The organism is Aeromonas sp. SG16 (assembly GCF_024436135.1).
Taxonomy (GTDB): domain Bacteria; phylum Pseudomonadota; class Gammaproteobacteria; order Enterobacterales; family Aeromonadaceae; genus Aeromonas; species Aeromonas jandaei.
Window position 1 is genome coordinate 763,924 of record NZ_JANFNW010000001.1, and the last position, 12,258, is coordinate 776,181.

The 12,258-nt window shown below is 60.7% G+C and carries 10 protein-coding genes; 7 read left to right on the forward strand and 3 right to left on the reverse strand.

Annotated elements, in window-relative coordinates:
* The first annotated feature begins 148 nt into the window (after nt 1-148).
* Nucleotides 149-2,182: a methionine--tRNA ligase gene (metG, locus tag NOM67_RS03530; protein WP_104014789.1), complete on the forward strand. Its 2,034-nt coding sequence runs from the start codon at nt 149-151 to the stop codon at nt 2,180-2,182.
* A 116-nt stretch (nt 2,183-2,298) separates the two neighbouring features.
* On the opposite strand, the gene NOM67_RS03535 is transcribed toward metG, so the two are convergent.
* Both NOM67_RS03535 and NOM67_RS03540 read right to left on the reverse strand, forming a co-directional pair.
* Nucleotides 2,299-3,057 carry a CHAD domain-containing protein gene (locus NOM67_RS03535; RefSeq protein WP_255933816.1) on the reverse strand — a complete coding sequence of 253 codons (759 nt, stop codon included), beginning with the start codon at nt 3,055-3,057 and terminating at the stop codon, nt 2,299-2,301.
* Nucleotides 3,058-3,072: 15 nt separating this feature from the next.
* The gene (locus NOM67_RS03540) at nt 3,073-3,345 is read right to left on the reverse strand and encodes an acylphosphatase (protein ID WP_255933817.1); all 273 of its coding nucleotides are present in this window, start codon (nt 3,343-3,345) and stop codon (nt 3,073-3,075) included.
* 82 nt (nt 3,346-3,427) lie between these two features.
* Here NOM67_RS03540 and NOM67_RS03545 point away from each other — a divergent pair, with 82 nt between their 5' ends.
* The 6 genes from NOM67_RS03545 to NOM67_RS03570 all read left to right on the forward strand — a co-directional run bounded on the left by NOM67_RS03545 (nt 3,428) and on the right by NOM67_RS03570 (nt 10,918).
* On the forward strand, nt 3,428-4,858 hold the full coding sequence (locus NOM67_RS03545) for a methyl-accepting chemotaxis protein (protein ID WP_255933819.1): 1,431 nt from the start codon (nt 3,428-3,430) through the stop codon (nt 4,856-4,858).
* A 110-nt stretch (nt 4,859-4,968) separates the two neighbouring features.
* Complete coding sequence (locus tag NOM67_RS03550; protein ID WP_025201720.1) at nt 4,969-6,162, forward strand: class I SAM-dependent methyltransferase; 1,194 nt, start codon at nt 4,969-4,971, stop codon at nt 6,160-6,162.
* A 345-nt stretch (nt 6,163-6,507) separates the two neighbouring features.
* Nucleotides 6,508-7,692: an acyltransferase gene (locus tag NOM67_RS03555; protein WP_255933821.1), complete on the forward strand. Its 1,185-nt coding sequence runs from the start codon at nt 6,508-6,510 to the stop codon at nt 7,690-7,692.
* Nucleotides 7,693-8,101: 409 nt separating this feature from the next.
* Nucleotides 8,102-9,139 (forward strand): selenide, water dikinase SelD, encoded by a 1,038-nt coding sequence (gene selD / locus NOM67_RS03560; protein ID WP_255933822.1) that lies wholly within the window; start codon nt 8,102-8,104, stop codon nt 9,137-9,139.
* The gene (gene mnmH, locus NOM67_RS03565) at nt 9,136-10,251 is read left to right on the forward strand and encodes a tRNA 2-selenouridine(34) synthase MnmH (protein WP_255933823.1); all 1,116 of its coding nucleotides are present in this window, start codon (nt 9,136-9,138) and stop codon (nt 10,249-10,251) included. The genes selD and mnmH overlap by 4 nt, the downstream gene beginning before the upstream one ends.
* 22 nt (nt 10,252-10,273) lie before the next feature.
* Nucleotides 10,274-10,918 (forward strand): MBL fold metallo-hydrolase, encoded by a 645-nt coding sequence (locus NOM67_RS03570; protein WP_042030935.1) that lies wholly within the window; start codon nt 10,274-10,276, stop codon nt 10,916-10,918.
* 179 nt (nt 10,919-11,097) lie between these two features.
* Here the strand turns inward: NOM67_RS03570 and rnd are convergent, their stop codons facing one another.
* Nucleotides 11,098-12,210, reverse strand: coding sequence for a ribonuclease D (gene rnd / locus NOM67_RS03575; RefSeq protein WP_255933827.1), 1,113 nt, complete (start codon nt 12,208-12,210; stop codon nt 11,098-11,100).
* Nucleotides 12,211-12,258: the final 48 nt, after the last annotated feature.

The window sequence follows — 12,258 nt, forward strand, 5'->3', positions numbered from 1 at the left end:
GTTACCGCACACAAATCAGTGGCTTGCCTGCGGTACAGATGGTGCATCCGGCCAAGCCCGGCACAGCCACAACCCTAGGCAGGCTACCCCCAATTCGGGTAACATGCACGGCACTCTATCATCCCAACAAGCACATCAAGAACGTAATATGGCAACTGATCCTCGTAAAATGCTGGTAACCTGCGCCCTCCCCTATGCCAATGGCTCCATTCACCTTGGCCACATGCTGGAACATATCCAGGCCGATATCTGGGTTCGTTATCAGCGAATGCGCGGTCATCAGGTGCACTTCATCTGTGCCGATGATGCCCACGGCACCCCGATCATGCTCAAGGCACAGCAGATGGGGATCACCCCGGAAGAGATGATTGCTGCGGTCTCCAAGGAGCACCAGGCCGATTTCGCCGGGTTCAACATCAGCTTTGACAACTATCACTCCACCCACAGCGATGAAAACCGCGAGCTGGCGGAGCTGATCTATGGCCGCCTGAAAAATGGTGGCTTTATCAAGAGCCGCACCATCTCCCAGCTGTTCGATCCGGAAAAATCGATGTTCCTGCCGGATCGTTTCGTCAAGGGTACCTGCCCCAAGTGCAAGTCTCCGGAGCAGTATGGCGACAACTGTGACAGCTGCGGCGCCACCTACAGCCCGACTGAGCTTATCGATCCGAAATCTGCCGTCTCCGGCGCGACTCCGGTGATGAAGGACTCCGAGCACTTCTTCTTCGACCTGCCGCAGTTTGAAAAATGGCTGGCAGAGTGGGTACGTGGCTCCGGCGCCATTCAGGAAGAGATGGCCAACAAGATGCAGGAGTGGTTCGAAAGCGGCCTGCAGCAGTGGGACATCACCCGTGACGCCCCCTACTTCGGGTTCGAAATTCCCGGCGCTCCGGGCAAGTACTTCTACGTCTGGCTGGATGCGCCCATCGGCTACATGGCTTCCTTCAAGAACCTGTGCAACAAGCGTGGCGACATCGACTTTGACAGCTACTGGAAAGCGGACTCCGAGGCCGAGCTCTACCACTTTATCGGCAAGGACATCGCCTACTTCCACTGCCTGTTCTGGCCATCCATGCTGGAAGGTGCCAACTTCCGCAAACCGACCAAGGTCAACGTGCACGGTTATGTGACCGTCAACGGCGCCAAGATGTCCAAATCCAAGGGCACCTTCATCAAGGCATCTACCTACCTGAACCACCTGGATCCGGAGTGCCTGCGTTACTACTACGCCGCCAAGCTCAACAGCCGCATCGACGATCTGGACCTGAACCTCGAAGATTTCGTGCAGCGCGTCAACGCTGACGTGGTCAACAAGCTGGTCAACCTCGCCTCCCGCAACGCCGGCTTTATCGCCAAGCGTTTTGGCGGCAAGCTGGCAGCCACCTGCGCCGAGCCCGAGCTCTACGCCGAGTTTGCCAATGCCCGCACCGCCATTGCCGAGGCTTATGAGAGCCGCGAGTTCAGCCGTGCCATCCGCGAAATCATGGCGCTGGCCGACAAGGCCAACCGCTATGTGGATGACAAGGCTCCCTGGGTCATCGCCAAGCAGGAAGGGGCTGACGCCGAGCTGCAAGCTGTCTGCTCCGTCGGTATCAACCTGTTCCGCGTACTGATGGCCTACCTCAAGCCCGTCATGCCGCTGCTGGCCGAACGTGCCGAAGCCTTCCTGGCTGAAACCCTCAGCTGGGATGGCATCGAGATGCCGCTGGTCGATCATACCGTTGCGCCGTTCAAGGCCCTCTTCTCCCGCATCGAGCCGGCCAAAATTGAAGCCATGATCGAGGCATCCAAGGAAGACCTGGCCAAGGAGCAGGCACCGAAAGTGACCGGCCCGCTGGCTGATGACCCCATCAGCGAAACCATCACCTATGACGACTTTGCCAAGATTGACCTGCGCGTAGCGCTGATCAAGAAGGCCGAAGCGGTACCGGAAGCCGAGAAGCTGCTCAAGCTGCAACTGGATATCGGCGGCGAAACCCGTCAGGTGTTTGCCGGTATCAAGTCCGCCTATAACCCGGAAGATCTGGAAGGCAAGCTGACCGTGATGGTGGCCAACCTGGCACCACGCAAGATGCGTTTCGGCATGTCCGAAGGCATGGTGCTGGCTGCAGGCCCGGGCGGCAAGGATCTCTGGATCCTGGAGCCGCAGGAAGGCGCCCAGCCGGGCATGCGCGTCAAGTAAGCACATCAACCCGATAAAGATAAAAAAGAGGCCTGCGGGCCTCTTTTTTTGTCTCTGCACTCTTTTAAATCTCTGCGACTCTGCGGATTACTCCCGTTGAGCATCCGGCAAGATGGTTAGAGCGGGCTATCCAGCATCGCCACCTTGAGCCCTACCAGTTCCGCCTGCTGGCAATCGAGGCGGCGCAATCGAGTCACTATCTTGCGCTTGAGTTTGCACCTCACCCTGCGCTGCCGTTTGTTTCCTTTCAGTGCGCGCCGCCACTGCCGCCAATCCTGCAACTGCCCGAGCCGCTCCTGCCAATGACTAAAGGCGCTGACCCACTGCGCCTCCCCCGCCCCCAGCTCCAGCAGCAACTCGGCGCCGTAGCGCGCCTGTTTTATCTCAAGGCGCAGATGATGCCAGCGGCGCAGCTGCTGGCGATGGGAGACGTTGCCAGCCGGGTGCTCATCAAGTCGGCTCAATGCCCCATCAAGGCGGCGGGCAAGGTGGCGCCGGTAGTGACGAGCCAGCCCTGAGGTATCGGGAGTTTGCTCCAATGCATCCAGCCAGCGGGCAAGCAGGCCCGAAAAAAGGGGAACCGTCACCCTGGGCAAGACGATTGTGGATGACGCGCCAAAGCGCGCGGCGTAAACCTGTGCATCGCGCAGGGCCGAGAGTCGGCCAATGGCCCGCTGCAGCCGTCGTTCCAGTTTTGGATGGCAAAGGGCGGGTCGCCACAATGCGAGCAGCGCCTGCATGCGACGCGCTGCGATGCGGTAACCATGGACATGGGTTTCGCTCGCTTCACGGCGCACCGCGCGAGCAGCATGGCGGTAGCTGGCAACCAGCACCCGGGCCTGCGCCAGCAAGGGATCACGCGTATCGGCAATCATGATGTCCCCGGCAGATCAGTTGGTATGAAAGCCCTGGCAGCTTGGCGGCAGCGCCTCTTCATACTCCATCCGGGTCACCCGGGCGGTGCGCGGGCCATGTTCCAGCCAGCCCAGCATCATCTGTACCCCCTGCGTCGGCCCGCTGATGAGGATCTCCACCGACCCATCCTCCAGGTTGTAGGCATGGCCGCGCAGCCCCAGCTGCAAGGCACGCTCACGGGTGAAGTAGCGAAATCCGACCCCTTGCACCTGCCCCCACACCCGAATGACAAACGATTGCTCTCCCATTTCTCACACCTTCTGCTTAAGAAAAAAATTCCCGAGACGATAATGTGCCCGACACTCTATCTCTGCAGGATGCAGCTCCATTATGAAAGAAGTTAAATTCCGGTGGGTTGACCGCTATCTCATTCACCTCACCATCAGTGAAAAATTCCACATCGCCTTCTGGCTTCCCCTGCTGATCATCGCCTTTCTCAGCTGGTATCTGCTGGCAAACAGCCACGAGCAGGAGATAAAACTCAAGGTTGAGCAGTTGCAGCAGCGGGTCGAGACCACGGCGCAACTGGTCAGCCAGCAGCCAACGCTCACTCTGCCAGCCGATCTGCGCATCCAGCCACAAGGGGTGAGCGGGCTCGAACAGCAGGGCGATCGCTACCGCTTCACCGCACCAGCGGGTCAGGCTGGCTATGTGACCGGCGAGCTCGACACCAGTACGTCCTCAATGTGGGATGATCAGGGCACCACGCTCACCATGATTGGCGCGCTGGCAGCCCTGATGGCACTGGTGATCCACTACATGATGACCTTTGTCTCCGGCGCCCTTTACTCCACCAACAAGGCGCTGCAAACCGTGGCCGACGGCGATCTCACCTTCCGCCTCAACTTCTTCCCGGTACGCGACGAGTTCTCTACCCTGGCGGGCAGCATCGACCGCTTTACCGACCGCCAGCATCAGATCGTCAAGCTGGTCGAAGAGTCTGCCGAGGCGCTGGCCATGGCCGCCGACGAGTTTCGTGACCACGCCAGTGAAGGCGAAAACATGGCGCGCGCCCAGCGCCAGCACATGGATTCGCTGGCCACCGCCATGGAACAGATGTCAGCCGCCATTCGCGAAGTGGCGCGCAATGCCAACGACACCCTGCAGCAAACCCGTCAATCAAGCGAAGAGGCGGCCAATGGCGCCAACCGGGTGGCTCGTACCATAGAGGCGATCCGCACTCTGGCCGACGAGATTGGCAATGCCTCCGGCGCGGTAGAGCGCCTGACCCACAATGCCAACCGCATCAACGAGGTGGTAAGCGTCATCAACGCCATCTCCCAGCAGACCAACCTCTTGGCCCTTAACGCCGCCATCGAAGCTGCCCGCGCCGGTGAGCAGGGACGCGGCTTTGCGGTGGTGGCCGACGAAGTGCGTACCCTCGCCAGCCGCACCCAGCAGGCAACGGTCGAGATCCAGAAGATGATCGAAGAGCTGCAAGCCGGCACCGGGGCGCTGAACGACATCATGGAGAAAACCGTGGGTCGCGCGGCCAGCAGCCAGCAACTCATCAGCGAGGTGGGGCTCGATATCGAGAAGCTGAGCAATCACAGCGATGCGGTGCTGGAGATGAGTACCCAGATCGCCACTTCCAGCGAAGAACAGAGCTCGGTGGCCGCCGAGATCACCCACAATCTGGATCAGGTACGCCATGAAGCAGCGCAGGTGGAGGAGTCTGCCAGCGCCTCGGTGGCTGGCACGCAGGGGCTGAAAGCCACCGCCAGCGAGCTGACCCGGGCACTCAAGGGGATCCGGATCTGATCTGTCAGTCACATCCGGTTCGGGCACGCTGATGCACCGGGCCGTTTGAGTTTTACCTGCGGGCCACATAGAATGTGGCCCCTTTTCTTTTGACCATCTGGCAAACATCCATGAGCGCTTCCATCTATCTCGTCAAAGGCCGCGAAAAATCCCTGCTGCGTCGCCACCCCTGGATCTTCTCCAAGGGGATCGAGCGGGTTCAGGGCAACCCCATTGACGGCGATACCGTCGAGATCCTCACCCATGACGGCAAATGGCTTGCTCGTGGCGCCTGGTCGGGCAGCTCCCAGATCCGTGCCCGGGTCTGGACCTTCGACAAGGATGAGACCGTCGATCTCGACTTCTTTATCCGTCGCCTCAAATATGCGCAAGAGTCCCGCGATGGGCTCATCAAGCGTCAGGGCCTCACCGGTTACCGCCTCTGCGCCGCCGAATCCGACGGTCTGCCGGGTCTGACCATCGACCGCTACGCCGATTTTCTGGTGTGCCAAATTCTCTCTGCCGGTGCCGAGTTCCAGCGTGAGCTGATAACGCAGGCGCTGCGTACCCTCTACCCCGAGTGCAGCATCTATGAGCGCTCCGACGTGGCGGTACGCAAGAAGGAAGGGCTGAAAGAGCGCACCGGCGTCATCTATGGCGAGACCCCGAACGAGCCGGTGGTCATTGAGGAGAATGGCGGCGTCAAGATCCTGGTGGATATTCGCAACGGCCACAAAACCGGTTTCTATCTGGATCAGCGGGATAACCGTCAGGCTGCCGCCAAGTACACCGAAGGCAAGCGGGTACTCAACTGCTTCTGCTACACCGGTGGGTTTGGCGTTTATGCCCTCAAGGGCGGTGCCAAGGAAGTGGTCAACGTCGATCTCTCCCAGAATGCGCTGGATATTGCCCGCCAGAATGCCGAGCTGAACGGGCTGGATACCAGCAACACCCAGTTTGTCCGTCATGACGTGTTCAAGCTGCTGCGTGAATATCGCGAGAAGGGCGAGAAGTTCGACGTCATCGTGCTGGATCCGCCCAAGTTCGCCGAGAGCAAGGCGCAGCTGCTGGGTGCCTGCCGCGGCTACAAGGACATCAACATGCTGGCGTTCCAGCTGCTGGCACCGGGTGGCGTGCTCTTGACCTACTCCTGCTCCGGCCTGATGGAGCAGAGCCTGTTCCAGAAGATCGTTGCCGATGCAGCGCTCGATGCCGGTCGCGATGCCCAGATCCTGGAGCTGCTCTCCCAAGCCTCCGATCACCCCATCGGTACCGCCTATCCGGAAGGCTTCTACCTCAAGGGTCTGGTAGTACGCGCCCGCTGATCGGCAACCACCCTCCCCTTGTGATCAATCAGGCCCCTTGCGGGCCTGATTGTCTTGCTTAACGCCTATAGACCTGGCCCTCGCCCCGTTGACCACCCTCTCTGCTTTATGGGTGTTCTCTCTCCTCCTCTTTCCCTGCCTGCGTCCGACGTCTTTATCTGTTTAAATTTTTTTGCACAATAACTGCGCATTTATGATTTAAATCACACCCGTATGACTCTCTTTTCCGTAGTGTGATCCCGCCTGCGGCAGCCAAGCCGGGGCAACCGTCCCATCAGGATTGATGGACGGTACAACAACAAAAATCGATGTCAGGCCAAGCTGAACATCACAAGGGATCCCGTTATGAATCAATCATTGCCGCTGTTAACGCCGCTGCGGGGCATCGCTGCCCTGATGGTGGTGCTGTTCCATGCCCGCTTGCTGCTCTTTCCCCAGTGGATGGAGTCGATCGCAGGCCACACCCAACTCATCGAGAATGGCTACCTCTGGGTCGACCTGTTCTTTATTTTGAGCGGCGTGGTGCTGGCCCATGTCTATGGCGAGGCCTTCACCCGCACGCCCCGCACCGTGAGCTATGGCCGTTTTCTCTGGCTACGGCTGACCCGTGTCTACCCCCTCTACCTCGTCACCCTGCTGCTGCTGGTCGGCTGGGAGCTTTACAAGGCGCAGCACGGGGTGGGCTTCTATGCCGGCCCCTTGTTCAAAATGTGGGAGTGGGAAGGGATGCCCCCCTTCGGCTCCCCCTTCACCCCGGCCGAGGCGCTGCCGAGCGCCTTCCTGCTGCTACAGGTGGTAACCGATCACGGGTTGACCTGGAACTTCGCCGCCTGGTCGCTCAGCGTGGAGTGGATCAGCTACCTGCTGTTCCCGCTGCTTATTCCCCTCGCAGTCACCCGCAGTCGCTGGAGCCATCTCGCCCCCTTGCTGGCGCTGACGGTGCTGGCCTTTATCGTGCACAGTCGCGGCACCCTGGATGTCACCAGCGGCGCGCTGGCGGTGGGGCGCGGGGTGAGTGAATTTGTGCTCGGCCTCTGGCTGCTGCCGAGGGTCAAGACCGCAAAAGGCTTGCCCATGATGAAGCGAGATCTGCCGCTGCTGGTCGCCTTTGTGCTGCCCTTCGCGCTGATGCAGTTCACCATGACGCCACCACTGACACTGCTGCTGATCGGCTCCTACGTGCTGCTGATCTGGATTGCCGCCTGCCAGGGCAATCGCCAAAGCCCGCTGCTGCACCTCCTGGATAACCGCTTCACCAACTGGCTGGGGGATCTCTCCTACTCCATCTACCTGCTCCATGCGCTGGTGCTGCTCACCGGCTGCGAGCTTATCCACTATCTGGCGCCGGGGATCACCGAGTGGTGGTATGGCCAGACCAACCCGCTGCTGGGGGTGGTAGCAACCTTGCTGATGCTGGCGGTGCTGATCGGCCTCTCGGCGCTGAGCTACAACCTGCTGGAGCGGCCACTGCAACGGCGCCTGCGCCGCTGGGGCAAGGCTCGCCAGCGGGTGCTGGAGCAAGCCGGCTAACCCATTTTCGCCAACTGATAGCCCCGCAGAGGTCAAGCCAACCTCTGCGGGGCAAATCCACGAGAGCTCTCCCCCTACCGATAACTGAGTAGCTCATGCCAGCGCCCTCCTCCCTTACCTTTCACCCGCCAATCCCCTTCGCTTTGTGTGAATTCCTGTTCGAACCGGAGCGGGCATTTATGGCATAATGCCCTGTCCTGTGGCCCTTGGCGGGGCTGTGTTGGCGCATCTGTCGCCTTTTCTTCCCCGTCCTACCCGGCAGCCCTGCGTGACTGCCTGACATCACTGCTTCCAGAAGCAGCCAAGGCCACCTATTTTTGCGGCTCTTTACATGACGGTAGATGGCCGCGCATTGACCAAGATGGCTCCCGCAGAGCCTCTGCACACGGTGCACAAACAAGGGGTAAGTATGTCTTCCATTCGTCTGACCCAATACAGCCATGGCGCTGGCTGTGGCTGCAAAATATCTCCCAAGGTGCTCGACACCATTCTCAAGAGCCAGATCCCGGGCTTCAACGACCCGACCCTGATCGTTGGCAACAGCAGCAAGGATGACGCGGCCGTGGTCGATATCGGCAACGGCCAGGGCATTGTATCCACCACCGACTTCTTCATGCCCATCGTCGATGACCCCTTCACCTTTGGCCGCATCGCCGCCACCAACGCCATCAGCGATATCTACGCCATGGGCGGCAAGCCCATCGTTGCCATCGCCATCCTCGGCTGGCCCATCAATACCCTGGCGCCGGAAGTGGCCCAGCAGGTGATCGACGGCGGCCGTCAGGTGTGCCACGAAGCGGGGATTTCGCTGGCCGGTGGTCACAGTATCGATGCCCCCGAGCCCATCTTCGGCCTCGCGGTCACCGGTATCGTGCCTCTGAATGCCATCAAGCAGAACGATACCGCCGAGGTGGGTGACACCCTCTATCTGACCAAGCCCCTCGGTATCGGCATCCTCACCACCGCCCAGAAGAAGGGCAAGCTGAAGCCGGAACACGAGCAACTGGCCCCCAACGTCATGTGCACCCTCAACAAGATTGGCCAGCGCTTTGCCGAGCTGCCGGGTGTCCACGCCATGACCGACGTCACCGGCTTTGGTCTGGCGGGCCATCTGCTGGAGATGTGCGAAGGATCCAATGTCAGCGCCCGCCTAGACTTCAAGGCGCTGCCGCTGCTGGACGAGGTGGATTACTACCTCGCCGAGGGCTGCGTCCCGGGCGGTACCCTGCGCAATCACGACTCCTACGGCCACAAGCTGGATGCCATGGACGATCGCACCCGCAACATCATGTGTGATCCGCAAACCAGCGGCGGCCTGCTGGTCGCCGTGGGTAAAGAGAGCGAAGCCGAGCTGCTCGCCATCGCGTGCGAAGCTGGCCTTGCGCTCTCGCCCATCGGCCAGATCAAGCCCCTTGAGGGCTCCCGCTTTATCGAGATTGTCCAATGAGTGAATTGCCACTGGCCACGGACTACGCCCAACTCTTTTTGGACGATGTGCCGTTGATTGATGTGCGCGCCCCCATCGAGTTCAAGGAGGGGGCCTTCCCCTGCTCGACCAATCTGCCCTTGATGACAGACGATGAGCGCGCCCAGGTGGGGACCTGCTTCAAGAAGCAGGGTCAGGCCGCCGCCATTGAGCTTGGACACAAGCTGGTGGGGGGAGCAGTACGTGCCGAGCGACTCGAAGGCTGGCTGGCGCAGTTGCGCCAGCAGCCCGATGCCGTGCTCTACTGCTTTCGCGGCGGCCTGCGCTCGCAAACCGTACAACAGTGGCTGGCTGATGCGGGGGTGACTCGCCCCCGCGTCGCCGGTGGCTACAAGGAGCTGCGCCGTTTTCTGATCGACACCCAGGACAAGGCCTCTGCCGAGTGTCACTGGAGTGTGCTGACCGGCATGACCGGCTCCGGCAAGACCCATATGCTCGATCAGGTGACCCAGGCGGTGGATCTGGAGGGGCACGCCCATCACAGGGGCTCCTCCTTCGGTCAACTGCCCGGCGGCCAGCCCAGCAACATCAACTTTGAAAACAACCTCGCCATCGAACTGCTCAAGCGCCGCCATCGCGGCGAGCAGACCTTCGTGGTCGAGGATGAGAGCCGCCTGATTGGCCGCTGCTGCCTGCCCCTCTCCCTCCATGAGGCCATGAGTCAGGCACCGCTGGTGGTGGTGGATGTACCGCAAATCGATCGGGCCGAGCAGATCCGTGAGGATTACGTGCACGATCTCTGGCTGCGCTATCAAGCCATGTATGGCCAGGAAGAGGGATGGCCACTGTTTGCTGCCTACCTCACCGATGCGCTGGCCCGCCTCAAGCGCCGTCTTGGCGATCAGGCCCACCGAGAGCTGGATGCCCTGATGCAAACCGCCCTCACCGAGCAGGAAAAGAGCGGTGATACCGCGCTGCATCTGGCCTGGATCACGTTGCTGCTGACCCGCTACTACGACCCCATGTATCTCTATCAGCTTGGCAACAAGCAGGAGCGCATCGTGTTTCGCGGTGACAAGCAGGCCTGCCTCGACTATTTCGCCGAGCAGCATGCCAGCGCGCTGCGCGGCTGACCCATCCCAAGAGAGGAACTCTATGTTGAAATTCGAGGTGATCCCGGTCACCCAGTTCGCCCAGAACTGCTCCCTCATCTGGTGTGACGAGACCCATCAGGCGGCCCTGATCGATCCGGGCGGCGAAGCGGACAAACTGTTGGCCGCCATCGCCAAACGCGGCCTGACCCTGACCCACATCCTGCTGACCCACGGTCATCTGGATCACGTCGGTGCCGCCGCCGAGCTGCGGGAAAAAACCGGCGTCGCCATCACCGGCCCCCACAAGGAGGACGCCTTCTGGCTCGACATGCTGCCCCAGCAGAGCCAGATGTTCGGCTTCGCCCATACCCCCGCCTTCACGCCGGATCGCTGGCTTGAACAGGGTGACAAGGTGCAGCTTGGCCAGTGCGAGCTGGATGTCTACTTCTGCCCCGGCCACACCCCGGGCCATATCGTGCTGCTCTCCCAAGCCGAGCAGCTCGCCTGGGTTGGCGACGTGCTTTTTGCCGGCAGCATCGGCCGCACCGACTTCCCCCGTGGCGATCACGGGACGCTGATAAAGTCGATCACCGAGACCCTGCTGCCGCTGGGTGACGAGATCGTCTTTATCCCGGGCCACGGCCCCAGCTCCACCTTCGGCCGCGAGAAGGCGAGCAACCCCTACCTGACCCAGCCTATCTGGTGATCAAAAAAGGCAGCGGTTTCCGCTGCCTTTTTCACTCTTCCTCTATTCCCGCTAGCACCAGCCAAATTGATCGCTTGGCCAGATCGGCAGCCACGTCATTGCCTCTCTCTGAATGTCGCCCGATAAAAAATCCCCACCCGAGGGTGAGGATTGATTCATAGGTGCAACAATAAGTGCGCTTATTGTTCCAAAAGGTGACCTACCAGCTCATGGCGCCACCCTTGCAGCAGCATGGGTTTGTCGGCACGGGCACGCTCCGCATCTCCCATCCGCCAGCGCCAGGTGAAGTACTGGTGGATGATCTTCTTGCTGGCAATCAGCTCGGGCGGAATGTTGCTCGCCTTGGCCTTCTCCTCCACCAGCGCCTTGATCCGCTTGAGCTCGCCCTTGTACTGGGGATAGTCCACCAGCCGGCGAATGGGCTCGGGCCAGCTATCGGGATCGCTCTGCTGGGCCCTGGCAACGATATCGAGCATCCGCTTGCCGTGGATCTTGATTTCGATGGGAGAGAGGCCGAGCTCATTGAGATCGCGCAGGGAAGCGGCACGGCGCTCCGCTACCTTGAACAGGTGCAGCTCTTTGACCACAAAGTTCAGAGCCAGATCGCGGCGTACCGCCTCCTGCTGGCGCCAGGCGGCCAGTTCACGCAGGATGGCCAGCTCGCGGCGCCCCAGTTGCCAGGCGTTGACGATATCGAGATAGGCCTGACGGGGATCGCTGCCCTGGGTCTTGCGGGCGGAGTGGCTGTGGCACTCCTGCTCGAACCAGGCAAACTTGCCGCTTTCACGCAATTTGGCCATCACTTTCTCGTAGAGCGGCATCAGGTAGAAGACGTCAGCCGCGGCGTATTCAAGCTGGCGCGGGGTCAGCGGGCGGGCCAGCCAGTCGGTACGGGCCTGATCCTTCTCCAGCTCCACGCCGAGGAACTCCTTGACCAACGCGCCGAAACCGACCGATACACCGTGACCGAGGAACGCGGCAGCCAGCTGGGTGTCGTGCATCTGGTTGGGCAGATGGCCGGCCTGATGCTGGATCAGCTCCAGATCTTCACCGGAGGCGTGCAAAATGGCGATCTGCCCTGCCCGGCCAAGCCGCTGCCAGAGCGGAGCCAGATCGAGAGTGAGCGGGTCAAGCAGCGCCAGTTGCTGGCCGTCGTAGATCTGAAACAGGCCAAGCTGGGGATAATAGGTGCGGGTGCGAACGAATTCAGTATCGATAGCCAGGGGAACGTCGGCCAGAGAAGCGAGATACTGCTCAAGTTCGGCTTGCTGAGTGATAAGTTGATATTGCATCTGTGCCTGCGCGGTTGATCAGGGCCAAAAAGAAAAAACCGTGGGATG